The organism is Caulobacter sp. GW821-FHT12D05 (assembly GCF_058807295.1).
This window is the reverse complement of sequence record NZ_JBXAQO010000005.1, coordinates 66,862-89,071: the sequence shown is the minus strand read 5'-3', so window position 1 is coordinate 89,071 and position 22,210 is coordinate 66,862. Positions and strand designations below refer to the sequence as shown.

The following is a 22,210-nucleotide window of genomic DNA, read 5'->3' as shown; positions in this document are numbered from 1 at the left end:
TGGCGTCATCCCGCCCTTCAGCCCCCTCGCGGGATGACGCCTCTTCTAGCTGACCTGAACCAGATGGCGCAGGCCTTGCTCCATCTCGTCGATCACGCGTCCCACGGACAGGTCTTCGCGTGAAAGTCGGGCATAGGCGTCGACGATCGACCCCGGCTCGATCAGGTCCATCTCGAGGCGCTCGGCCGTCACGCGGGCGGCGAAGAGGGCGGGCGCCAGGGCGCAGTCGGCGATCGTGAGCCGGTCGCCCAGGGCATATCGCGGTCCCTTCACCAGATCGTCCAACATCGTGACGCCGTTGAGCAGCTCCTCGACCGCGCGACGGGCGCTGGCCGCGTCGGTGCGCGGCTGGGCCAGGAGAACCATCGGCGGCATCAGATACAGATCGACGTGACGCACGATCAGCCGGGCCATCGCCCGGTCGAAGGCGTCGATGGGCATCAGGGACGGCGCGTCCGGAAACCGCTCCTCCAGATATTCCAGCACGACCGCGGACTCCCAGATGGGGCCGCGTTCGTCCAGCAGCACCGGGATGCGACCGGTCGGGCTCAGATCGCGAAAGTGGGAACTGTCGCGCCAGTTGGCAGGCGGCGGGATCAGGTCGATCGGCAATCCCTTGGCATAGATCGCGATGCGGACCCGCGCCGCGAAGGGCGAGACGGGCAGGCTGATCAGATCCATGCCTATTGCCCGGGACGATACGTCTTCACGGCGTGCGGCTTCAGGTCCTCGGGGTAGAAATACACGTCGCGCAGATTGCCCAGGCTGTAGCGCAGAGCCTGGTCGTTGAAGTGCGGGGAGGCGGGATCGCCGCTTTCGCCGCCGGCCGAGACGGCGCGGGCCCGGACCTTGTCGCCGAACTGCACGACGGCCACGAAGCTGTTGCCCAGGGTGCCGTAGTACTTCTTCGTCCCCGGCCAGCGCTTGGCCCCGAACGAGGCCAGTGAGCCCCACTGGGCCGAGGTAAAGGCCACCGGGATGCTCGGTTTGCTGTCATCGAACGTCTGCACGATCGCCGCATCGTTACGCTGGAAGCGGTTGATCTCGCCCCACGGCGTCTTCCACGACCCGAAGTCGGCGGTCAGGCGATCCGAGGCTTCGGCCAGGGCGGCCAGCTTGTCGGCCGGCGTCAGCTTGTCGGCCATGTAGTCGTACGTGTTGAGCCCCTGGGCCTTGGCGGCCGGCGCGGCCTTGGCCCACATCGCTTCGCCCCAGAACACGGCCAGCGAGGTCTGCGTCGAGCGGGCCGACCACTTGCAATCCCAGGCCTTCAGGGCCGCGACCTGCTCGGCCAGCTTGGGATCGGGCGCGACGTCATCGGCCGCGACCAGCGTCGGGATCAGGCGGGCGAAGGCGGTCAGGTACGGGTCGTAGGCCTTGTCGATCAGGCCGCCCAGGGTGAGGTTCTTGGCGTCCTTCAGCACCAGCTCGGCATGGAGGCCGCGCGGGTTCTCGCCGAAGGTGTCCATGTATTTCGGATAGTCAGCCTTCTTCGGGCTGTAGGGGCCGGCGGCCGTATAGGGCCAGTTATTGGTGTTGAAGGTCCAGCCGTTGGGTGGGTTCACCACGTGCGGGGCGTCCTTCAGGGCGTGCAGGCCCTTCCAGTCCGTGGCCGGGTCTGAACCGTCGACCGGCTTGGTGTAGTCGAAGCGGTCGTCGCGCACCGGAATGAACTGCGGGTGCAGATAGGCGATCTCGCCCTTGCTGTCGGCGAACAGGGTGTTGTTCGAGGAGTTGGCCTTCAGCTCGGCCACCTTCATGAAGCTGGCGAGATCCGTGGCCTTGGTGCGCAGGAACGACTGCTCCAGGGCCGCGACCGGCTTGTTCATCAGGGCGATGCTGATCCACTTGCCGCCCTCTTCGCGGACGATCGGGCCGTGGTGGGTCTTGAAGACGGTGAAGCGCTTTTCCGCCATCGATCCGTTGGCGGCGCGGTAGGGGACGGCGATGACCTCGCTCTTCAGCGGGCGCAATTCCTTGCCGTAGTTGTAGAACCGCTGGCCGTCCTTCTCGACGATCGTCTCGGCGAACTCGTCGACCACATCGACACCGCTGGAGGTGTGCATCCATCCCGCGTGAGCATTGAAGCCCTGGTAGATGAAGAACTGGCCCCAGGTCGTGGCGCCATAAGCGTTCAGGCCCTGGTCGCTGCTGACCTGCATCTCGGACCGGAAGAAGAAGCTGGTGTGCGGGTTGATCAGCAGCAGGGCGTGGCCCTCCAGCGTCAGCTTGGGCGCGATGGCCATGCCGTTCGAGCCCTTGGGCTCCTTGAACAGCAGACCCTTCTCGTCGGCGGTCATGGCCAACTTCTGCTGGCCGTAGAAGGCCTCCAGCTGGGTCAGGGCCACGCGCTCGATGTCGCCGCCGATGCTGCCTTCCGAGAAGCTGAGCGCCATCCAGGGCTCGAACCGGGTGATGACGCGCGGCTTCACGTTCGGATGGGTGGCCAGGTAGAAGTTCAGCCCGTCGGCCCAGCCGTTCATCAGCGCCTTCAGCCAGGCCGGGCTCTTGGCGTAGTCGGCCTTCAGCACCGCCGGATCGATGAACAGCTTCTGGCGCAGGTCGGCCCAGATCGCCTTCTCGCCCTCCGCCTCGGCCGTGCGGCCCAGCGAGGTCATGAAGTTGGTCTCGACCCGGTTGAAGTCGTCCTCGGCCTGGGCGTAGGCCATGCCGAACACCGCGTCGGCGTCGGTCTTGCCGTGGATGTGGGCGATGCCCCAGTCGTCGCGGGTGATCGAGACGGCGGTCGCGCGGGCCTTCAGGCGGGGGAGGTCGTTGGCATGGGCGGGGGCGGCGGTAGCCAGGACAGCGGCCGACACCAAGGCCATCGATAATTTGCGCATACGCCCCCCAAACCGAACATCCCCGCGAAAGCGGGGATCCAAGCCGAGTTTGAAGGGGATTTCCAGTCCGCGCCACAAGCCCAACGTCAGCTTGGGTCCCCGCTTTCGCGGGGATGGGCGGATAAGGGGCTTTTACTGCGGCGGGCAGCCCTTGAACTGGCCGACCGTGCTGACCGACAGGCTGGACAGGTCCAGGCCGCCCAGCGCCTTCATCGAAGCCGCGCCGACGCCGCTGAAGAGGTCCAGCTTCAGGCCCTTGATCGCGCCGCCGATGTCGGAGGCGTACCAGTAGCCGTCGTGGGTGCCGCCGTCGGGCATCGGCAGGCCGACGGTTTCCTTGATGAAGATCACGGTGCGGCGCGGGATCACCTTGGGATCGACCGCGACGGTGCGCATGGCCGCGACCTTGCAGCCCAGCGAGTCGAGCGCGCGGATGCCCTTGGCGCCCGCGTGATACATCGTCGCCCGCATCTTGAACTCGACCGAGCCCGGCAGGCCGCCGCCCAGGGCCGTGCTGATCAGGTCGCCCAGCGGGTCCGGACGCGCGGCCGTGGCGGGCGCTTCATCGGCGGCATGGGCGAGAGCGGGAATGGCGAGTGCGGAGATGACCGCGGTGGCCAAAATTCCGGCGAGCTTGCGTCGCATCGAGGGGGTCCTCTTATCGGCGTGTCTGTCGGGCGGCGTCTGGGTAGCCCGATCACGGAGGCGTGACAACCCCGGCAGGCGTCGCACCCGCGGCCAAGCTCGCTCAGTGCGCGAAAAAGCGGCAAGGATTCAGAGGCTTGAAACTGCGCTGTAAAGACTCACTTTTTTCGGTTTGAAGAGCTTCACTGGAGGAACCCGCATGACTCTGCGCATCTACGGCGACTCGATTTCCGGCAATTGCCTAAAGGTGAAGTGGACGGCCGAGCGGCTGCATCTGCCGTTCGACTGGATCGAGACCGACATCCTGAAGGCCCAGAGCCGCACGCCGGAGTTCCTGGCCCTGAACCCCGCCGGCCAGGTCCCGATGGTGATCCTGGAGGACGGTCGGCCGCTGTCGCAGTCCAACGCCATCATGCTGCACCTGGCCGAGGGCTCGGTGCTGATCCCGGCCGACGCCTATGACCGCGCCAAGATGTTCGAGTGGCTGTTCTGGGAGCAGTACAGCCACGAGCCCTATGTGGCGGTGGCCCGCTTCCAGATGGCCTATCTGGGCAAGAGCCGCGACAGCCTGGAACCCCGGCTGATCGAGCGCGGCGACGCGGCCCTGGCGCGCCTGGAAACACAGCTGAAACAAACGCCCTTTCTGGTCGGCGAGCGTCTCACCCTGGCGGACATCGCCCTGGTGGCTTACACCCGCGTGGCGCACGAGGGCGGGTTCGACCTTTCGCAGTATCCGGCCGTGCAGGCCTGGGTGGGGCGGATGGAGACCGCGCTCGGCATTATCTGATCTCTGGGAGCCTCCCCCTTGCGTCTGTCGACCAGCCTGAAAGTCCTCGTCCTTGCCGCCGCCCTATCGGCGCCGGCCGCTTCGGCCTTCGCCTGGGGCGCCTCGGGCCACCGCGTGGTGGGCGTCGTCGGCGCCAAGAGCCTGCCGGCGGACGTGCCGGCCTTCCTGCGCACGCCGGAAGGCATTGCCGCGATCGGCGAATACGCCCGCGAGCCGGACCGCTGGAAGGGCTCGGGCAAGATCCATGACACCGACCGCGACAGCGCCCACTTCCTGGACCTCGACGATCAGGGCCGGATGTACGGGGGGCCGATGTTCACGGTGGCGACCCTGCCGCCCACGCGCGCCGACTACGAGACTGCGCTGCGCGCCGCCGGACAGGATAGCTGGAAGGCCGGCTACCTGCCGTATTCGATCATCGACGGCTACCAACAGCTGGTGAAGGACTTCACCTACTGGCGCATCCTGACGGCCGCCGTGAAGATCGAGAAGAACAAGACCCGGCTGCTCTATTACAAGGCCGACCTGAAGCGTCGCGAGCAACTGCTGCTGCGCGACCTGGGCGTCTGGGCCCACTATGTCGGCGACGCCAGCCAGCCGCTGCACCTGTCGGTGCACTACAACGGCTGGGGCGATTATCCGAACCCGAACGGCTACACCAACTCGCGCCAGACGCACGGTTCGTTCGAAGGCCCGCTGGCCGCGGCCGTGGGCGACGAAGCGTCGGTCAAGGCGCTGGTGCCGGCTTACAAGGCCTGCGACTGCTCGATCGAGACCCGCGTCGTCGGCTATCTGACCGACACCTGGAAGCAGACCGAGCCGCTGTACCAGCTGGAAAAGGCCGGCGGCATGGTCGCCACCGACGACCGCGCCAAGAGCTTTGTCCGCACCCGCATCGCGGCCGGCGCCACGGCCCTGCGCGACCTGGTGACCGACGCCTGGCGTGAAAGCGCCAACGGCAAGATCGGCTACCGCCCCGAGATCAGCGTCGCCGACGTCGCGGCCGGCAAGGCCGATCCGTGGTTCGACCTCTACGGCAAGGACTGAGGCGCGAATGCTGGCTTTCGGGACGCCCGGAGAAGGGCTGACCTATCGCGATCGCCGCGCCGCCTTCGGGGTGGCCGAGAACGGGCAGGGCAAGATCGCCCTGGCCCAGGTCACCAAGCCCGGCAAGGCGCCGTACTTCGACCTGCCCGGCGGGGCGGTGGATGGCGATGAGACCGAAGAGGAAGCTGTCGCCCGCGAGTTCGGCGAGGAGACCGGCCTGGTGGTCCAGGCCGGGTCCCTGATCGAGACGGTGTCGCAGCACTTTCTGAAGTCCGACGGTGAGCCTGTCCGGAACTTCGGCGGTATCTATGTCGTGAAGGTCACCGGCGAGAAGCCGGGCCTGAAGATCGAGGACGACCACCAGCTGGTGTGGCTGGACCCGCGTGACGCGGTGGTGGCCCTCCGCCACGACGCCCATGCCTGGGCGGTCGCGGCATGGATGCGTCGGGGCTAGCTTAGTTCAAGGCGAAGGCGGTGTGGGCGCCGGCGCGCTGGGCGACCTTCAGGTCGGCGATCTGCTGCTCGGTCATGGCGTCCTTGACGTCGATGGCGAAGTCCATGCGGCAGCCCCGAGCCGTCAGACCACGCAGGCCCTTGCCGGCGCAGACGCGGGCCCCAGCCAGGGTGGCGCGGCGCTCGAATTCGCGGGCGTCGGCCGGGCTCGACAGGGTCAGGTCGCCGACCAGGATGCGGGCCACCGGCTGGGCCGGCTCCGCGGCGTGAGCGGCGGTCAGGCCGATGATCGGAGTGGCGGCCAGGGCCAGGGCGGCGACGGCGGCGATGCGGCTGACGATCTTGTTCATGACTAATGTCCCTCTAGTCTTTGTTGTGGTCGCCTGCGGCGGCGATCCGTTGAATGAGGGTGTAGTCTCAGGCAGCGCCGAATACCCGTTACGAGTGCTTCATGACTTCGAATTAAGTCTATGAAACGCAAGTAATATTTCAGAAAAGTTAGAATTGGTGGGGCGACGTTATCGCTCAGGTCAGGCCCTGTAGAGATCCGCGTCCAGATCGCGTTCGCCCCGCACCTCGGCCGCGACGATCTGGGATGCGATGACCGAATAGGTGATGCCGTTGCCGCCGAAGCCCATGACGGCCCAGGTGTGGTCCATGCTTTCCACGGGGCCGATGCTGGGCAGGCCCGTCGTGCTTTCGCCAAAGGCGCCGGCCCAGCCGTAGTCGGGCTCGAACGCTGCGTAGGGCAACAGCCTCTGCAGCTTGGCGGCGATGACCTGGCCCTTGCGCTTCAGCTTGGCCTTGTCCTGATGCGCCGTCATCGAGGCTTCGTCCTCGCCGCCGACGATCAGCCGGCCGTCGCCGCCCATGCGCAAATAGAGGTAGGGATCGGACGCCTCCCAGACCAGCATATCCCTCAGCCAGGCGGGGCAGCGCTGACGCGGCTTGGAGGCGATCGCCCAGGTCGAGATGATCTCGGCCCCTGGCGTTGGAACACCCTTGGGGAACTCGTATCCGCAACAGAACACCACCGACTTCGCCCGGACCGCGTGACCGGTATCGGTCAACAGGGTCACGCCATCGGGATCGCTGACCGCCTGCAGCACCTCGACGGGCGACCAGATGCGAGCGCCACGCGCGTGGGCCCGCCTCAGCAGCGCGGCCGCCAGCCGGGCCGGGTCGCCGCTGGCCGAACCGCTTGAGAGGATGGCGCCGGTTCGCTCTACCCCGAACCGCTCGCGCAACGTGGCGGCGCTCAGATACTGGCTGTCGAGGCCGATCTCGGCCCGGGCCAGCGCCTCGGCCTCCAGCGCGCGATGGCCGTAGGCGTCGCCGGCCAGGTAGAGCGATGACTTGTCCTTCAGGCCGCAGACAATGCGCTCTTCGGCCACGATCCGTTTCAGGGCGTCCACCGCCTGACGGGACCTGAGATAGGCTCGCCTGGCCTTGGCCGCGCCGATCTTCTTGGCGAGCGCGGTGAGGGGAAGGTCGATCTCCCACTGCAGCAGGGCGGTCGACGCTACGGTCGACCCCATCAGGGGCGCGCGACGGTCCAGCACAGCGACCGAGTGGTCCTTCGACAGCTCATGGGCCATGAAGGCGCCGCTGATCCCCGCGCCGACAATGGCGACGTCGACGCTGATCGCGCTGGTCAGCGCACGCACCGGCACGCCCAGTCCAGGGCTGTCGGCCCAAAGCGACCGACCGGTCCGCAGGTCGCGTTTGATCGTGGCGCCGGTCATCAAGACTTCCCTCAAAGCGGAGGCTTAGCTCCTGAGGGCGTTGGCAGTTCCCCTTAGGCCGCCACGAAGTCCCGCGTCGCCTTGTGGTCGCTCTGGCGCACCGGGAGCGTAAAGCTGACCGTGGTGCCCTCGCCAGGCTGGCTGTGCATTTCCAGCGCGCCGTCGTGCATGGTGATCAGCGACTTGGTCAGGGCCAGGCCGAGGCCCGTGCCTTGGGTGGTCTTGGAGAACTGGCTCTCGACCTGCTCGAAGGGCTTGGCCAGGCGCGCCAGGTCTTCCTTGGCGATGCCGATGCCGGTGTCGGTGACCGACACCTTGACCATGTCGCCGAACGGGTCGCGGCGGACCTCGGCGCGGACGGTGACGCTGCCGGCGCGCGGGGTGAACTTGATGGCGTTCGACAGCAGGTTCAGCAGCACCTGCTTGACCGCACGGTAGTCGGCCTCGATCTCGGGCAGGTGCGGGAACTCGATGTTGAGTTTCAGGCCGGCGGCCTCGGCGCGGTTGCGGATCAGGCGGACGGCGTCCTCGGCCACGTCCTCCAGGTGCATCGGCTCGAACTTGAGGTTCATCTTGCCGGCTTCGATCTTCGACATGTCGAGGATGTCGTTGATCAGCGCCAGCAGGTGCTGGCCCGACGAGTGGATGTCCTGGCTGTAGCCCTTGTAGCGCTTGTCGCCCAGCTCGCCGAACATCTCGTTCATCATGATCTCGGAGAAGCCGTTGATGGCGTTCAGCGGCGTGCGCAGCTCGTGGGACATGTTGGCCAGGAACTCGCTCTTGGCCTTGTTGGCGCTCTCGGCCTTGACCTTCTCGGTCTCGTACTTGCGGGCCAGTTCGGCCAGCTGCTCCTGGGAGCGCTCCAGGCCGTTGATGGCGCCCTGCAACTGCTCCTCGTTGAGGCGGCGAGCCTCTTCTTGCGTCTTGATGGCCGTGATGTCGGCGGCGGTCATGACCAGGCCGCCTTCAGCCGTGCGGCGCTCGCTGATCTGGATCCAGCGGCCGTCCATCAGCTCGGCCTCGCGCACGCCCTTGGCGCCGTCGGGAGCAGGGTGGTCCTGCTTGATGGCCAGGGCGGCGAAGCGGTTGACCTCGGCGCGGGCGGCGCCGGGCTTGAGCAGCTTGGGCTCCAGCGAGAAGACGCTGCGGTAGTTGCGGTTGCACATCAGCAGCCGGCCCTGGCGATCCCACAGGACGAAGGCTTCCGACACGCTTTCGATGGCGTCACGCAGGCGGTTCTCGGCGGCCTGGGCGCGGGCCTGGGCGATGCGCTCCTCAGTGACGTCCAGGGCCACGCCGATGATGCGGACATAGCCGTCGGCGCCGGGCTTGCCGAAGCCCTGGCCACGGGCGTCGATCCACAACGAGCGGCCGCCCTGTTCGGCGGCCGGAACGCGGAACGAGACGTCGAAGGCGCCGTACATGGCGGCATTGGCCAGCGCCTGGCGCACGCGCTCGCGGTGATCGATCGAGATGCGTTCCAGGAGATCCTGGCCCGAGACGACGCCGCCGCCGCCCCAGCCGAACATCGCGCCGGTGACGTCGGACAGGAACACCTGGTCGGCGTTCAGGTCCCATTCCCAGATGCCGCAGCGGGCGGCCTCGACGGCCAGGCGGAAGCGCTGCTCGCTGTCGATGAATTCACGGTGGGCGCGCTCGGCCTTGCGGCTCTGGACCATTAGCAGCAGCGCCAGGGCGATGCCGACAGCCAGCGGGGCCAGCAGGGTGAAGGCGCCTTCCATCACCTGGCGGTCCAGGTTGGCGACCGAGCGGGTGGGCGAGGCGGCCAGGACCAGCAGGGCGCCCTCGGCCACGGGGCGGACGGCCAGATCCAGGGCGGCGCCGTCGACGGCTTGGCCGCGCACGGCGACGGGGCCGTCGCCCAGGTCCTCGACCGCCAGGGCGAAGGCCTCGCGCAGGGTCGTAGCGCCCTGGGCGCCACGGCCGCGGGCGGCGATCAGCTTGCCGCCGGGCAGGGCCAGGGCGCCGCTGTCGCCCTTCTCTGGATCCTCGATCAGGCGTGTGGCGTCGCCGCTGGCGATCACGAAGGCGCGGGTCTTGTCCAAGGTGGCGGCGGTGGCGACGTACAGCCGACCGCTGTCGCCGACCGAGCCGGTCCAGGTGGTGCGACCCGAGGCGGCGGCGGCCTGGGCGGCGGATTTCCAGTCAGCGCCGTCGTCGCGGCCCGAGACGGCGACCACGCCGCTGGGGCTCACCACGGCGACGGCCGCGGCCTCGCCACCGGCGGCGCGCAGGGCGGTCTCGGCCGCGTCCATGGTCGCGCCGGGATCACGCTTGAGCAGGTCGGCGGCGGCCGAGAGGCCGGCGCGCTGGGCGGCCAGGCCGGTCTCGACGCGGCCGGCGATGAGTCCTGCCTTGGCTGAAAGTGGCGCACCGCCTGGCTGGGCCGTAGCCTCGTCCTGCAGGCGCTTGACGCCGAAGGCGGTGTAGACGGCCAGCAGCAGCAGGGCCGCCAGGATCGCGATGCGAACGAAGGCTTGGGACGGCGCCTGGACGGACTTGGCGCGCACGGCAACGGGCGCGGCCGGTCCGGCAGCCGCCGGCCCCCCGTGTCTCGCCATGCCCCTGTCCAAAACGCCCGGCTCCCGGATTCACGCGGCGAGTCACTTCGCCAAGATGGTGAATCTACCGTACGCGCTGCGACCGCGTCACCGCCGGAAAGGCGGATTCCGTGCTTGTGAGCCCATTGGTCGCAACCCCAAGGGGCGGCGACTCATGAAATCCTCTTTCAGGCCAAGGCCTTGGTCGCCAGCTCCAAAACGTTCTTGGACAGGTCTGGATGGGCCGCGACGCGCTCCAGCTGCTCGCGCATCAGCTGACCCAACTCCGGACGGTAGCGCCGCCAGCTGCCCAGGGGCTCGATCAGCCGCGCGGCGGTCATCGGGTTGAAGCTGTCCACCGCCAGAATCTGGTCGGCCAGGAAGCGGTAACCCGCGCCGCTGGGGTCATGGAATCGCGCCGGGTTGGAGTTGGCGAAGGTCGAGACCAGGGCCCGCAGGCGGTTGGGATTGGTGGGCTCGAAATCGGGATGCTTGGTCAGGGCGATCACCCGGTCCAGAGCCGCCTCGGATGGATCGTAGGCCTGCACCGAGAACCACTTGTCCAGGACCAGCGGCTCCTTGCGCCACGCGCCATGGAAGTTGGCCAGGGCGATGTCGCGCTGCGGGTCGCCGCTGAGCATCAGGGCGTACAGGCTGCCGACGTTGTCGGTCATGTTGCCCGACGAGATGTAGTGGCCCACCAGCCGCTCGAGATTCTCGGCATGCGGGTCGGCGGACAGCATCTCGGCGCAGGCGTTGCGCAAGGCGCGGCGACCGGCGGCCTCGGCGCTTTCCGAGAACTCCCCGGCGCTCTGCATCTGGCCATGCAGGCCCCGCAGCAGATCGCCCAGATGCACGGCGATGCGGGCCCGCAGTTGGCCGCGCGCCTCGTGGATGGCGGCGGGATCGGCCGCGTCCAGAGCTAGCGCCAGACCCGGCTCCGACGGCAGGGCCAGCAGCAAGGCCTTGAAGGTCGGCTCGGCCGCGTCGTCGACCAGGGCCTTGCCCAGCGCTTCGGCGTAGCGCTCTTCGCCGACCTCGTCAGGCTGGCCGGCCGCGCGCGCCAGGATCAGGTCCAGGGCCAGGGTCTGGCCGGCTTCCCAGCGGTTGAAGAGATCCGGATCCGAGCCGAACAGCACATAGCGATCCGACGGGCGGGCGTTGGTGGTCAGCTTCACCGGGGCCGAGAAGCCGCGCAGGGCCGACAACACCGGCGTGCTTTCCACGCCGTCCCAGCGGACCGTCAGAGTGTCCTTATCCAGCAGCACCACCTCGGTGTCGCGCAGCACCGCGCCGTCGGCGGACAGCAGGCCAATGGCGACCGGGATCGGCAGCGCCTTCTTGGTCGGCTGGCCCGGGGTGGGGGCGGTGGACTGGGTCAAGGTCAGGGTGACGGCCCGGGCGGCCTCGTCATAGACGGTGTCGACCGTGACCGACGGGGTGCCGGCCTGTTCGTACCAGGCGAAGAAATTGGTGAGGTCGCGGCCCGAGGCTTCGGCGAAACAGGCAATGAAGGCCTCGACCGTGGTCGCCTGGCCGTCGTGACGCTGGAAATAGAGATCGCTGCCGGCCCGGAAGGCTGCTGGGCCGACGATCGTCTTGAGCATGCGGATGATCTCCGAGCCCTTCTCGTAGATCGTCGCGGTGTAGAAGTTGTCGATCTTCAGATAGCTGGAGGGGCGCACCGGGTGGGCCAGGGGGCCGGCGTCCTCAGCGAACTGGCGCGCGCGCAGGGCCCGCACTTCCTTGATCCGCTGGACCGCTTCGCCGCGCATGTCGGCGCTGAAGGTCTGGTCGCGGAAGACCGTGAAACCTTCCTTCAGGCACAGCTGGAACCAGTCGCGGCAGGTGATGCGGTTGCCGGTCCAGTTGTGGAAGTATTCGTGGGCCACGACCGCCTCGATGCGCTCATAGTCCAGGTCGGTGGCGGTCTGCGGGTCGGCCAGCAGCAGGGAGCTGTTGAAGATGTTCAGCCCCTTGTTCTCCATGGCCCCGAAATTGAAGTCGCGCACCGCCACGATCATGAACAGGTCGAGGTCGTATTCGCGGCCAAACACCTCCTCGTCCCACTTCATGGCCCGCTTCAGGCTGTCCAGGGCGTAGGCCGCGCGCGAGGCCTGGCCGGGGTCGACGAAGATCCGCAGGGACACTTCGCGGCCGCTCATGGTGATGAACTTGTCGGGCAGCACGTCCAGGTCGCCGGCCACCAGGGCGAACAGGTAGCAGGGCTTGGGGAAGGGGTCCTCCCACTCGGCGAAGAAGCGGTTGCCGCTCACGACGCCGTTGCCGACCAGGTTGCCGTTGCTCAGCAGGTGCGTGAACCGGCGGTCGGCCTCGATGCGCACGCTGTAGCGGCTCAGCACGTCCGGCCGGTCGGGGAAGAAGGTGATGGTGCGGAAGCCCTCGGCCTCGCACTGGGTGCAGAAGCGGCCGCCCGACATGTAGAGGCCCATCAGGGCTTTGTTGGCCGACGGATCGATCTCGACCTCGGTGGTCAGGACGAACTGGTCGGGGACCTCCGGCAGGGTCAGGCGCTCGGGATCGATCGTGTACTGGTTGGCGCTCAGGGCCTGACCGTCGATGGCGATCGACAGCAGCTTCAGCCGCTCGCCGTCCAGCACCAGGGGCTCGTGCTTGTCGCCAGTGCGGCGCACCGCCAGCTCGGCCTTCACGCGCGTCTGCGACGGGTGCAGGTCGAAGATCAGGCGGGTGGTCTCGATGGCGAACGGGAACGGACGATAGTCGGCCAGGCGGATCGGCTGGGGCGTGTCTGTGCGCATCCATCCTACTTAATCCCCCGAACGGGCCACCGCGAGAGGACCTTGCAGCCAAGGTCGAATTATTGGCTGGTTGCGGCTCGGATCGACCGGGGGGAGCAGCGATATGGCGGAGAGCGGACTGGAAGTCGGGCGCAGGCGGTTCCTGCATCCGGGACCGCTGCGCTGGCTACGGGCGACCGGCTGGATGGTGCTGCTCTTCATCGTCTTCAGCCTCGTCTATGCGGGCGCACAAGCCGTCGGCAATCCGCTGTTCACGAACGGCGGCCACCTGCTGGAGGTGCTGGAAGTCACGGCGATCTGCGTGGCGGGCCTTGGTCTCTACGGCGTCATCGTCTGGCTGGCCGAGGGGCGCTGGCCGCAGGAGCTGAACCTGCGCGAGGCGCCGGCCGAGCTGGCCATCGGCCTCGCAGTCGGGGCGGCCATGCTGAGTGCGGCGGTGGCCGGGCTCTACGCGCTGGGCGTCTACGAGATCAGCGGTCCGCGCCCGGCCTCGGCCTGGGGCACGATCGCCATGGCCGTCGAGTCGGGGGTCATGGAGGAGCTGATGATGCGGGCCATCGTCCTGCGCCTGCTCATGCGCGCCTTCGGGATCTGGCCGGCCCTGGTGCTGCAGGCGGCGCTGTTCGGGGCGCTGCACCTGGCCAATCCCAACGCCAGCCCGGTCGCCGCCGCCGCCATCGCCATCGAGGCGGGCCTGATGCTGGCCGGCTTCTATCTGCTGACCGGACGCCTGTGGATGTCGATCGGCGTCCACGCGGCCTGGAACTTCACCCAAGGCTGGGTCTGGGGCGCTTCGGTCTCGGGCATCCCGGTGGTCGAGAGCTGGCTGGTCAGCAAGCCCAAGCCCGGCGCGCCAGAGTTCCTGAGCGGCGGCGCCTTCGGTCCCGAGGCCTCTCTGCCGGCCATGGTAGTGGGGACCCTGACGGCGGCGGTGGTGCTGTGGCAGGCCTGGAAGAAGGGGAACTTCAAGGCCAAGCCGGACGTGGCGGCGGAATAGCCGCAAAATTATTATGGTCTTTTGAGGCGGGTCAACGAGCCTACCTGAACGCGGGCGCAAACCCCTTTCGACAGCAAAGGTCGAAAGGGGATACCGATGACCACCAAGCTTTTCCTGGCCCTGACGGTGGCGGCCGGCCTGGGCGCGACGCCCGTCCTGGCGCAACAGATCTCGCCCAAAGCCAAGGGCGACATCGTCCTGAACGTCCGCCTCACCGACGTCGCGCCGAAGGCCGGCGATCCGATCGTCACCGCCGCTGGCGCGGCCACGGGCCTGAAGGCCGACGTCAAGGACGACATCAAGCCGACCATCGGCCTCAGCTACTTCCTCACCGACAAGCTGGCGCTCGAGGTGATCGCCGGCACGACCCAACACACCGTGAAGGCGGTCGGAGCGGGGACCGACGTCGCGGTCCACAAGACCTGGGTCCTGCCGCCGGTCGTCTCGCTGCAATACCACCCGCTGCCGGGCGCGCGCTTCAGTCCCTATGTCGGGGCGGGGCTGAACTACATGCTGTTCTACAGCGGCAAGGACCAGAACGGCTTCACCGTCGATCTGGACAACGGCTTCGGCTACGCCCTGCAAGCCGGCGCCGACATCCCGATCAACGCCGCCTACAGCCTCAACATCGACGTCAAGAAGGTGTGGTTCGACACCGACGCCAGCATCAACGGCGGCGCGCTGACGTCCAAGGTCAAGCTGGACCCGCTGGTGGCGTCGGTGGGCTTTGGCCGACGGTTCTAGCGGAGCCGTCCTCGTCCTTCGACAAGCTCAGGATGAGGACTACTGTTAGGGCGGTTCAGTAGAAAACCTCATCCTGAACCTGTCGAAGGACGAGGTTTTCGGTCCCGCGACCTACCCCGGCATCGCCTCGAACTGGGGAAGGTCCAGCGCCTTCACCCAGGGCAGGCGGCGCTTGGTGAACATCTCCAGCTTGGGGCCAAAGCCCGCCGGGTCGTCCAGCGCGCCCAACTGGACGAACACCGCGCCGGGGAAGGTGTCGAGATTGCTGGTGAACAGCCGCGCGCCGCAGGCCTTGCAGACATTGCGGTCCAGGTGGCCACCGGAGTCGGCGATGTAGTGGAAGGCCCGGACCTCGCCTTTGGTCACGGTGAAGTCGTCGGCGGGAATGCCGAAGAACACCGCCGCCTCGCCGCCGGACGCCTTTTTGCAGTCCAGGCAGTGGCACATGGCGATGAAGTCGGGATCGGCGTCGAACTCGAACTGGACGGCGTCGCAAGCGCAACGCGCCGTATGCTTTTTCACCATCGTGATCGTCCCTTTGCTCGTCCGGCGGGACCGCCGGGCGCGAGCAGAGTAACGAAAATCCGGCGCTACTCCGAGACCGGTCCCGCCGCCGGCGCTTCCTGCAGGTAACGCTCGATCGCCGCGATCTTCTGGGCCAGCTCGGCCAGGGCCGGCGGGGCGTCCTCGGGGTTGTCGGCGACCAGGGTGAAGAGCTCGCGGGCGATGGCGTGCAGGCGCGGGGCGCTGGCGATCAGGCGGGCCTGGTATTCCATCTTGTGCGGGTCGCGGTCGTACTCGGCCCCCGGCGTGCGCCAGCCGCCCCAGTCCTGGGCGTCGGTGACCACCACCGGATAGGTTCCGGGGTAGGGGTGATGGGCGCAGTCGTTCTCCTGCTGCCACTTGTTGCGAGCCCGCAGCACGCGCCAGTTGGAGGTCAGGCCGCCTTCCTGCGGATCGACCTTGTCCTCGGCCTTCAGCTCGTGGGCCAGGAACTCGCGGTTCAGGCCGACGTCGTAGGTGACGCGCACGGGCTCGTCGAAGCCCTTGGCCCAGATGGGCACGATCTTGTCGACCGTCGCCCAGCAGCCGACGCTCTCGACCCACACCCTCTGGTTCTTCTGGAAGACGGTCTTGGCCATGCCGTGAGGTAACGTCCGAACGCATATGAAAGGCGGCCATAAGAACCTGAAATTCTTGACGCCGGGTCAATCTTTCCCTTCGCGTGAACGTCGTTCAGTGTGGTTCCCGAGATCGGCCGTCAGAGTCCGGTCCAGGGAGAAGCGCTCGTGGATTTCGATTATTCGGACGACCAGAAGTTCCTGAAGGACGAGGCGCGCAAGTTCCTCGCCGCCCATTGCGACGTCGCCGTCGTGCGGGGTGTCTTGGACAACGCCGACCGCTCGTTCGACGAGAAGCTTTGGAAGGGCGTGGCCGAGCAGGGCTGGCTGGGCGCGTCGATCCCCGAGGAACACGGTGGCCTGGGCCTGGGCCGCGTCGAGCTGTGCGCCATCGCCGAGGAACTGGGCCGCGTCGTCGCGCCGATCCCGTTCGCCTCCACCGTCTATTGCCTGGCTGAGGGCATCATGGCCTTCGGGACCGATGGCCAGAAGGCGGCCATCCTGCCGCGCATCGCCGCCGGTGAGCTGATCGGCGCCCTGGCGACCTCGGAAGGTCCCGGTGTGGTCGGCCCCAACACGCTGCAGAGCCGGGTCGAGGGCGGCAAGCTGACCGGGACCAAGATCCCCGTGACCGACGGCGACGTCGCCGATGTCGCCTTGGTGCTGGCCAGCGAAGGCGGCCGTCCGGGCCTGTTCCTGGTCGACCTGAATCAGGCCGGCGTGAAGCGCGAGACGCTCAAGAGCCTGGATCCCACGCGCGGCGTGGCCAAGCTCACCTTCGACGGCGCGGTCGCCGAGCGGGTGGGCGAGGCCGGCGCCGGCTTCGACATCGTCCAGGCGATCCTGGACCGCGCCGCCGTGCTGCTGGCCTTCGAACAGCTGGGCGGCGCCGACCGCTGCCTGGAGATGGCCAAGGAGTACGCGCTCGGCCGCTACGCCTTTGGCCGCGTCATCGCCGGCTACCAGGCGATCAAGCACAAGCTGGCCGACATGTACGTCAAGAACGAGGTCGCCCGCTCCAACGCCTATTACGGCGCCTGGGCCCTGAACGACGATGCGCCGGAGCTGCCGATCGCGGCCTCGGCGGCGCGGATCGCGGCCTCGGAAGCCTTCTGGTTCGCCAGCAAGGAAAGCATCCAGGTCCACGGCGGCATGGGCTTCACCTGGGACGTCGACTGCCACCTCTACTACCGCCGTTCGCGGCAGCTCAGCCTGGTCGCCGGCGCGCCCAAGGTCTGGAAGGAGCGGCTGGTCAGCCAGCTCGAACAGAAGAACGCGGCTTAAGGGAGCGCGAGGACCATGGATTTCAACGACTCCCCCGAAGAAGCCGCCTACCGCGAAAAGGCTCGCGCCTGGCTCGCCGAGAACGCCGCCGCGCACCGCGCCAAGTTCGGCGAGCTGAAGCCCAACACGCCCGAGCACATGGCCGCCGCCAAGGACTGGCAGGCGACCAAGGCCGGGGCCGGCTATGCCTGCATCACCTGGCCCGCGGCCATCGGCGGGGGCGGCGGCACGCCGATCCAGTCGGTGATCTTCGGCCAGGAAGAGGGCAAGGCCGGCCTGGGCTACGGCTACTTCACGATCGGCCTGGGCATGTGCGTGCCCACGGTCATGGCCTTCGCCGACGGCGAGACCAAGAAACGCTTCGTCTCGCCGGCAGTGAAGGGCGAGGAGATCTGGTGCCAGCTGTTCTCCGAACCGGCCGGCGGCTCGGACGTGGCCGCTTTGCGGACACGCGCCATCAAGGACGGCGACGAGTGGGTGATCAACGGCCAGAAGGTCTGGACCACCGGCGCCCACTATTGCGACTACGGCATTCTGCTGACCCGGACCGATCCCGATGTGCCCAAGCACAAGGGCCTGACCATGTTCTGGATCGACATGCGCGACGCCGCCGTCGAGTGCCGGCCGATCCACCAGATGTCGGGCGGCCGCGAGTTCAACGAGGTCTATTTCACCGACCTGCGGGTCAAGGACAGCCAGCGCCTGGGCGAGGTCGGCGAGGGCTGGAAGGTGGCCCTGGTCACCCTGATGAACGAGCGGCTGGCCGTGGGCGGCTCGGCCGGCCCGAACTACCGCGAGATCATGAAGCTGGCGCGCGACCTGGCGGGCGCTGCCGGTCCGGCGCTGAAGGACCAGGCGTTCCGCGAGAAGCTGGCCGACTGGTACGTCCAGTCCGAGGGGCTGAAGTTCACCCGCTTCCGCACCATGACCGCCCTGTCGCGCGGCCAGACGCCGGGGCCGGAAAGCTCGATCGGCAAGATCATCTCGGCCAACCAGCTGCAGGAGCTGGCCAACACCGCCGTCGAGATGGAGGACCAGTACGGCATCCTCTCCGATCCCGACCAGGCCCCGGCCGAGGCGGCATTCCAGCAGAGCCTGATGTGGGCGCCGGGCCTGCGCATCGCCGGCGGCACGGACGAAATCCTCAAGAACATCATCGCCGAACGGGTGCTCGGATTGCCCGGCGATGTGCGCGTCGACAAGGACGTGGCCTTCAAGGACATGCCCACTGGTCGTTAGGGGCGGTCGCTGATTTCGTCGAATCTTCGTCTAGCTCCGCTATGAGAGAGTCGGCGGCGGTTTAAGACTGCCGTCGGCTTCTCGACGCTTCTCTCAGATGTTCCGACGTCAGCGAAATGCCGGGAAATCCCGGAAATTCGCCTCACGAGCGAACCTCGACTGTGGTGACAAAGACTTCATCCCCGGTTGGGTTGAGCTGACCTTGACAGTGCTCGCTGCCGGGCACATGAGAGATCGTTGTTTTATGGTTAACGGGCTGGGCTGAAGGGGGATTCATGCGGCAGGCCGGCGACGCTTTTGCGCGCCTTGCGATGCTCCGCGAAGCGGCCGGGCGTGCTTTCGCCGGTCGTTCCGTCTGGCTGCGTCGCGCCCCGGTGGGCGCGATCGTGGCGGCGGTGGTGATTCCCCTCGTTGGTTGCGACACAGGCCCAAGCTTCTGGTTCCACAAGCGCGCCAGCGCTTGCCCGCGCCCGCAGGCGGCGCAGGGCGTTTCGGGCCAGTTCAATCAGCAGCAGCAAGAAATTCGCGCCCTGCGCCAGGGCGGCTTCCGCGGCGATTTCTTCGCCCAGCTGGAGCTGGCCCGCCGGTACGAAGGCCAACGCGCGGTCGACAAGAACCTGGAAGACCCGGTCGAGGCGGCCGTCTGGTACGCCATGGCCCTGTCCAATTCGGGCGGCTATGCCCCGATCGCGGCCTATGAGCGTCGCGGTAAGGAATCACGCGCCGTCTCGCGCTTCGACGACTGCCGCGCCTTCGAGCGCCGCAGCGCCTATGGGGCCCTCGACCGCCTGCTGTCGCGCATGTCGACCGAAGAGCGCGAGAAGGTCCGCAACCGCGTGATCTACGTGCTGTCGGCGCAGGGCGCGGATGGCTTCCGCACCCTGGCGCGCATCCACGACGGCTATTTCGGCCCGTATGGCGAGCCTTCGGACAACCTCCAGGCCATCGAAGCCTACGGCAAACCCAGCACGCCCGGCGCCCCGGCGGCCCTGGACCTGTTCCGCCGCAACGACGTCGACGCCTATCTCTACAACTACCTGGCGGTGCAGACGGGCGACGTGTCGGCCTATGTGATGCTGAAGGATTTCGAGCGGTCCTCGCCGCAGCGCGCGTCCTACGGCTCGTTCGTCGAGACCAAGGCCAAGCGCTGGATCCCGACCTACGAGTTCTATCCGCCGGAATCGCCCGACTCGGGCGTGCCGCATTCCGACGAGTCGGACCTGTCGGGCGAGGCCCGCGAGGCCGCGCTCAGCCGGATCAACGAACTGCCCTTCGTCCACGTGGCCGAGGCCCTGACCTATCTGCGGGTCATCCCGGCGCCGATGCTGGACGAGAAGCTGCTGACCGTGAACGACGCCCAGACGCTGCAGAGCATGCTGGGCCGTCCCGCCACTGGGCGCCTGGCCGCGATCGAGAAGGTGCGGGCCATCCAGTACGCGGCGGTCAACGGCTCGTCCAAGGCCCAGCTGGTGCTGGCGGTGATGTACTCCGAAGGCGTGGGCGTGCCGCGCGACTACGCCCGCGCTTATCACTGGTACTCGGAAGCCGAGCGCCAGGGTTCGGCCGAGGCCAAGTACGCCATGTCGACCTTCTTCTCCCTGGGCCTGCAGGGCGTGGCCGACCAGGACCGCGCCAAGGCGGTGGTCTACCAGCTGGACGGGGCCCTCTCGGGCTTCAAGCCGTCGGCCTACCGCCTGCAACAGCTGCTGGCCCAGGTTTCGCGTCCGCCCCGGCCCGCGGCCGATCGCGGTCGTCCGTATAGCGAAAGGGACTACTGATGCTGCGCCTCAGCCGCCTGATGGCGCTTTGGGCCGCCCTGATCCTGGGCGTGGCGGCCGCCGCCCCCGAGGTCGCCTTCGCCTCGCCCGACGCCAAGATCGACCAGCAGATCCGCCCGTGTTTCGGCCTGCTGATCCAGCCCAACCTCTCGCACGGCTGCAAGGTTCGCTACGCCAAGCCCAGGCCTTGTCCGCGCGGCTACTACCGCACGCGCAGCGGCCGGTGCGCGATCAGCAACGGCGGCGGCTATGGTCCCGGCGGCGGCGGGTACGTCTCGCGCGAGATCAACTGCGACTACGCCTATCCGGGCCAAGTGTCCGACACCCTGGCGCGCCTCTATGACGGCGACACCATCACCCTGACCTCCAGCGAGGGCGGGGCCTGTGTCGAGTCGCTGAACATCACCCAGTCGGTGACGATCGTGGTCCGCAACTACACGCCGGGGCCGGGCCGTCCGATCCTGGTGGCCCCGGCCGACCAGCCCTGCATCAAGATCGCGCCGGGCGTGCAGTTCGTGGTGCTGGAAGGCCTGGGCATCGAGTCGCGTCGCGGCGGTTCGGCCTCGTGCATCGTCGGCCGCGCCACCGAGATCGCCCTGAAGGACGTCAACGTCCGCTATGACGGCGACGCCTCGGCCTTCGACATCGGCGACAGCCGCATCGAACTCTCCAACGCCGTCTTCATCGGCCGCACCCGCTCGGCGGTGGTCAAGGCGACCGGCACGATCATGGCCTCGAACGTCGAGATCGCCGCCACCGCCATCGGCGGCGCCTTCGAGACAGCGGGCGACAGCCGCCTGCGCGACATCCGCATCGTCCGCCTGGGCGACTGGACCGGCTCGTCGCGCACCCGCAACTCGGCCGGCTTCGTGATCAGCGGCATGAACCGCCAGCAGCTGGTGACCATCGACGGCCTGTACGTCGATGGCTTCTCGCGCGGCGTCTATATCGGCGGCGGCGACGAGACGACCCTGCTGCGCCCCGTGGTCCGCGACAGCGACTGGGCCGTGACGGTCGAGAACGCCAATCTGCGCCTCAACGACGGCGAGCTGGAAGCGGTCGATGTCGGCCTCTACGTCGCCTCGGGCATCGCCTATGCCAGCCACAACAAGATCGTCGGCGTCATGCGCTCGGGCATCTATGCCGACGCCGGCGGCCAGATCCGCGCCGTCGACAACCGCATCTATGCCCGCCCGGAAGGCTGCAAGGCCCTGGTCAGCGGCTTCTTCGACGGCGAGCTGACCTGCCGTCCGTGGTTCGAGGCGCCGGAGCTCTATCGCACCCAGCGCGACCGCGCCCGCCTGGACTACGACACCTATTGGCCCGCCGACTCGATCGGGGCCGCGCCGCCGATGGCCGCGTCCAACCCGCCGCCGGAACTGGCTGACGACGCCGCTGCGTCCGGCCTGGCCGGCGGCCCGCGCCCATACCGGACGCTTCAGCAAGGGGGAGCCCCCAAATGAGCAAGCTGGTTCGCGGTCTGACCGCCGCCGTCATCCTCGCCTCGACCCTGGTCGCGGCTCAGGCTTCGGCCCAGCCGGGGCAGGGCGGTCCCAAGCGCCGCGACATCTGCGGCGCGCCGATCATCGGCCAGGCGCCGGACATCATGACCTATGACAGCACCACGGGCACCCAGGTGTTCGTCGGCGGCGGGCGTGGCGGCGGCACCGACGTGGCGGCCTACAACGCCCAGACCGGTTCGGCCGCGGGCCTGACCGGCGATCTCAGCCATCCGGGCCTGGTCTCGTCCTGCGCGGTGGATGGCATCACGCGCGAGTCTTATGGCGTGACTTCGGACCGTCCGGGCCAGGTCAGCATCTCGGGCCGCGACGATCGCGGTGAGCGCTGGCAGTTCACCCGCAGCGACGGCCGCACCGAAGTGTGGGATCCGCGCTACGAGAACCGCTGCTTCCGGTCGGGCCTGGGCCTGGGCGGTCCTTCGGGTCGCGATCCGCGATGCTGAGGCCGCTTCTGGTCCTGAGCCTGGCCGCCTTCGCCCTGGCGGCCTGCGTCCAGCCCTATCCGCCGTATCACCCCGGACCGATCGGCCCGCCGCCACCCTCGGCGCCGAACCCGCACAAGGTGACGCCGCCCCCGCCGCCGATCGACACGATCCGGCCGAAGGTTCCGTAGGCTCAATCACCGTGCATCCCCGCGAAAGCGGGGACCCAAGCGGCCTGTCCACC

The 22,210-nt window shown here is 68.0% G+C and carries 19 protein-coding genes and 2 pseudogenes; 11 read left to right on the top strand and 10 right to left on the bottom strand.

The window, feature by feature from the left end; genetic code table 11:
- Positions 1–45 precede the first annotated feature (45 nt).
- The 3 genes from AC1RRR_RS23770 to AC1RRR_RS23760 form a co-directional block, all read right to left on the bottom strand.
- Entirely contained in the window at positions 46–681 is a 636-nt protein-coding gene (locus AC1RRR_RS23770; RefSeq protein WP_492816768.1) for a glutathione S-transferase family protein, read from the bottom strand.
- Between the two features lie 2 nt (positions 682–683).
- Positions 684–2,828 carry an acylase gene (locus AC1RRR_RS23765; protein ID WP_492817143.1) on the bottom strand — a complete coding sequence of 715 codons (2,145 nt, stop codon included), beginning with the start codon at positions 2,826–2,828 and terminating at the stop codon, positions 684–686.
- Between the two features lie 147 nt (positions 2,829–2,975).
- Complete coding sequence (locus AC1RRR_RS23760; protein ID WP_492816766.1) at positions 2,976–3,488, bottom strand: 3D domain-containing protein; 513 nt, start codon at positions 3,486–3,488, stop codon at positions 2,976–2,978.
- A 199-nt stretch (positions 3,489–3,687) separates the two neighbouring features.
- Between AC1RRR_RS23760 and AC1RRR_RS23755 the strand changes: the two genes are divergently transcribed.
- The 3 genes from AC1RRR_RS23755 to AC1RRR_RS23745 are packed head-to-tail and all read left to right on the top strand — an operon-like array spanning position 3,688 to position 5,776.
- A complete protein-coding gene (locus tag AC1RRR_RS23755) occupies positions 3,688–4,275 on the top strand; it encodes a glutathione S-transferase family protein (RefSeq protein ID WP_492816764.1) in 588 nt (195 codons plus the stop codon).
- A gap of 18 nt (positions 4,276–4,293) precedes the next feature.
- Positions 4,294–5,322 carry a phospholipase C/P1 nuclease family protein gene (locus tag AC1RRR_RS23750; RefSeq protein WP_492816762.1) on the top strand — a complete coding sequence of 343 codons (1,029 nt, stop codon included), beginning with the start codon at positions 4,294–4,296 and terminating at the stop codon, positions 5,320–5,322.
- Positions 5,323–5,329: 7 nt separating this feature from the next.
- Entirely contained in the window at positions 5,330–5,776 is a 447-nt protein-coding gene (locus AC1RRR_RS23745) for an NUDIX domain-containing protein (protein WP_492816760.1), read from the top strand.
- Position 5,777: 1 nt separating this feature from the next.
- Here the strand turns inward: AC1RRR_RS23745 and AC1RRR_RS23740 are convergent, their stop codons facing one another.
- The 4 genes from AC1RRR_RS23740 to pepN all read right to left on the bottom strand — a co-directional run bounded on the left by AC1RRR_RS23740 (position 5,778) and on the right by pepN (position 12,861).
- Positions 5,778–6,125: a UrcA family protein gene (locus AC1RRR_RS23740; protein WP_492816758.1), complete on the bottom strand. Its 348-nt coding sequence runs from the start codon at positions 6,123–6,125 to the stop codon at positions 5,778–5,780.
- A 180-nt stretch (positions 6,126–6,305) separates the two neighbouring features.
- On the bottom strand, positions 6,306–7,520 hold the full coding sequence (locus tag AC1RRR_RS23735; RefSeq protein WP_492816756.1) for an NAD(P)/FAD-dependent oxidoreductase: 1,215 nt from the start codon (positions 7,518–7,520) through the stop codon (positions 6,306–6,308).
- 53 nt (positions 7,521–7,573) lie between these two features.
- The gene (gene pleC, locus AC1RRR_RS23730) at positions 7,574–10,102 is read right to left on the bottom strand and encodes a cell cycle histidine kinase PleC (RefSeq protein WP_492816754.1); all 2,529 of its coding nucleotides are present in this window, start codon (positions 10,100–10,102) and stop codon (positions 7,574–7,576) included.
- Positions 10,103–10,269: 167 nt separating this feature from the next.
- Complete coding sequence (gene pepN, locus AC1RRR_RS23725; RefSeq protein WP_492816752.1) at positions 10,270–12,861, bottom strand: aminopeptidase N; 2,592 nt, start codon at positions 12,859–12,861, stop codon at positions 10,270–10,272.
- A gap of 103 nt (positions 12,862–12,964) precedes the next feature.
- Here pepN and AC1RRR_RS23720 point away from each other — a divergent pair, with 103 nt between their 5' ends.
- On the top strand, positions 12,965–13,858 hold the full coding sequence (locus tag AC1RRR_RS23720; RefSeq protein WP_492816750.1) for a CPBP family intramembrane glutamic endopeptidase: 894 nt from the start codon (positions 12,965–12,967) through the stop codon (positions 13,856–13,858).
- A gap of 96 nt (positions 13,859–13,954) precedes the next feature.
- Entirely contained in the window at positions 13,955–14,602 is a 648-nt protein-coding gene (locus AC1RRR_RS23715) for an OmpW/AlkL family protein (protein WP_492816748.1), read from the top strand.
- A 2-nt stretch (positions 14,603–14,604) separates the two neighbouring features.
- On the opposite strand, the pseudogene AC1RRR_RS23710 reads toward AC1RRR_RS23715, so the two are convergent.
- From AC1RRR_RS23710 to AC1RRR_RS23700, 3 genes and pseudogenes are all read right to left on the bottom strand, one after another.
- Positions 14,605–14,762: pseudogene (locus AC1RRR_RS23710) on the bottom strand (hypothetical protein); the annotation flags it as partial.
- Complete coding sequence (locus AC1RRR_RS23705) at positions 14,714–15,127, bottom strand: GFA family protein (protein WP_492816746.1); 414 nt, start codon at positions 15,125–15,127, stop codon at positions 14,714–14,716. The pseudogene AC1RRR_RS23710 and the gene AC1RRR_RS23705, both read right to left, overlap by 49 nt.
- A 65-nt stretch (positions 15,128–15,192) precedes the next feature.
- Positions 15,193–15,744 carry a hypothetical protein gene (locus tag AC1RRR_RS23700; protein ID WP_492816744.1) on the bottom strand — a complete coding sequence of 184 codons (552 nt, stop codon included), beginning with the start codon at positions 15,742–15,744 and terminating at the stop codon, positions 15,193–15,195.
- A gap of 147 nt (positions 15,745–15,891) precedes the next feature.
- Here AC1RRR_RS23700 and AC1RRR_RS23695 point away from each other — a divergent pair, with 147 nt between their 5' ends.
- The 6 genes and pseudogenes from AC1RRR_RS23695 (at position 15,892) to AC1RRR_RS23670 (ending at position 22,157) form a co-directional block, all read left to right on the top strand.
- Positions 15,892–17,007: an acyl-CoA dehydrogenase family protein gene (locus tag AC1RRR_RS23695; protein ID WP_492816742.1), complete on the top strand. Its 1,116-nt coding sequence runs from the start codon at positions 15,892–15,894 to the stop codon at positions 17,005–17,007.
- Between the two features lie 15 nt (positions 17,008–17,022).
- Positions 17,023–18,246: an acyl-CoA dehydrogenase family protein gene (locus AC1RRR_RS23690; protein ID WP_492816740.1), complete on the top strand. Its 1,224-nt coding sequence runs from the start codon at positions 17,023–17,025 to the stop codon at positions 18,244–18,246.
- Between the two features lie 275 nt (positions 18,247–18,521).
- A pseudogene (locus AC1RRR_RS23685) lies at positions 18,522–20,085 on the top strand (tetratricopeptide repeat protein); the annotation flags it as partial.
- Positions 20,024–21,487, top strand: coding sequence for a right-handed parallel beta-helix repeat-containing protein (locus AC1RRR_RS23680; protein ID WP_492816738.1), 1,464 nt, complete (start codon positions 20,024–20,026; stop codon positions 21,485–21,487). The pseudogene AC1RRR_RS23685 and the gene AC1RRR_RS23680, both read left to right, overlap by 62 nt.
- Positions 21,484–21,987: a hypothetical protein gene (locus tag AC1RRR_RS23675; protein WP_492816736.1), complete on the top strand. Its 504-nt coding sequence runs from the start codon at positions 21,484–21,486 to the stop codon at positions 21,985–21,987. Before AC1RRR_RS23680 ends, AC1RRR_RS23675 begins: the two co-directional genes overlap by 4 nt.
- Positions 21,981–22,157 (top strand): hypothetical protein, encoded by a 177-nt coding sequence (locus AC1RRR_RS23670; RefSeq protein ID WP_492816734.1) that lies wholly within the window; start codon positions 21,981–21,983, stop codon positions 22,155–22,157. Before AC1RRR_RS23675 ends, AC1RRR_RS23670 begins: the two co-directional genes overlap by 7 nt.
- Positions 22,158–22,210: the final 53 nt, after the last annotated feature.

Excerpts from the sequence above, each read along its gene's own strand:
- AC1RRR_RS23770 (WP_492816768.1), bottom strand. The coding sequence starts at position 681 with ATGGATCTGATCAGCCTGCCCGTCTCGCCCTTCGCGGCGCGGGTCCGC.
- AC1RRR_RS23765 (WP_492817143.1), bottom strand. The coding sequence starts at position 2,828 with ATGGCCTTGGTGTCGGCCGCTGTCCTGGCTACCGCCGCCCCCGCCCAT.
- AC1RRR_RS23760 (WP_492816766.1), bottom strand. The coding sequence starts at position 3,488 with ATGCGACGCAAGCTCGCCGGAATTTTGGCCACCGCGGTCATCTCCGCA.
- AC1RRR_RS23755 (WP_492816764.1), top strand. The coding sequence starts at position 3,688 with ATGACTCTGCGCATCTACGGCGACTCGATTTCCGGCAATTGCCTAAAG.
- AC1RRR_RS23745 (WP_492816760.1), top strand. The coding sequence starts at position 5,330 with ATGCTGGCTTTCGGGACGCCCGGAGAAGGGCTGACCTATCGCGATCGC.
- AC1RRR_RS23740 (WP_492816758.1), bottom strand. The coding sequence starts at position 6,125 with ATGAACAAGATCGTCAGCCGCATCGCCGCCGTCGCCGCCCTGGCCCTG.
- AC1RRR_RS23735 (WP_492816756.1), bottom strand. The coding sequence starts at position 7,520 with ATGACCGGCGCCACGATCAAACGCGACCTGCGGACCGGTCGGTCGCTT.
- pleC (WP_492816754.1), bottom strand. The coding sequence starts at position 10,102 with ATGGCGAGACACGGGGGGCCGGCGGCTGCCGGACCGGCCGCGCCCGTT.
- pepN (WP_492816752.1), bottom strand. The coding sequence starts at position 12,861 with ATGCGCACAGACACGCCCCAGCCGATCCGCCTGGCCGACTATCGTCCG.
- AC1RRR_RS23720 (WP_492816750.1), top strand. The coding sequence starts at position 12,965 with ATGGCGGAGAGCGGACTGGAAGTCGGGCGCAGGCGGTTCCTGCATCCG.
- AC1RRR_RS23715 (WP_492816748.1), top strand. The coding sequence starts at position 13,955 with ATGACCACCAAGCTTTTCCTGGCCCTGACGGTGGCGGCCGGCCTGGGC.
- AC1RRR_RS23705 (WP_492816746.1), bottom strand. The coding sequence starts at position 15,127 with ATGGTGAAAAAGCATACGGCGCGTTGCGCTTGCGACGCCGTCCAGTTC.
- AC1RRR_RS23700 (WP_492816744.1), bottom strand. The coding sequence starts at position 15,744 with ATGGCCAAGACCGTCTTCCAGAAGAACCAGAGGGTGTGGGTCGAGAGC.
- AC1RRR_RS23690 (WP_492816740.1), top strand. The coding sequence starts at position 17,023 with ATGGATTTCAACGACTCCCCCGAAGAAGCCGCCTACCGCGAAAAGGCT.
- AC1RRR_RS23680 (WP_492816738.1), top strand. The coding sequence starts at position 20,024 with ATGCTGCGCCTCAGCCGCCTGATGGCGCTTTGGGCCGCCCTGATCCTG.
- AC1RRR_RS23675 (WP_492816736.1), top strand. The coding sequence starts at position 21,484 with ATGAGCAAGCTGGTTCGCGGTCTGACCGCCGCCGTCATCCTCGCCTCG.
- AC1RRR_RS23670 (WP_492816734.1), top strand. The coding sequence starts at position 21,981 with ATGCTGAGGCCGCTTCTGGTCCTGAGCCTGGCCGCCTTCGCCCTGGCG.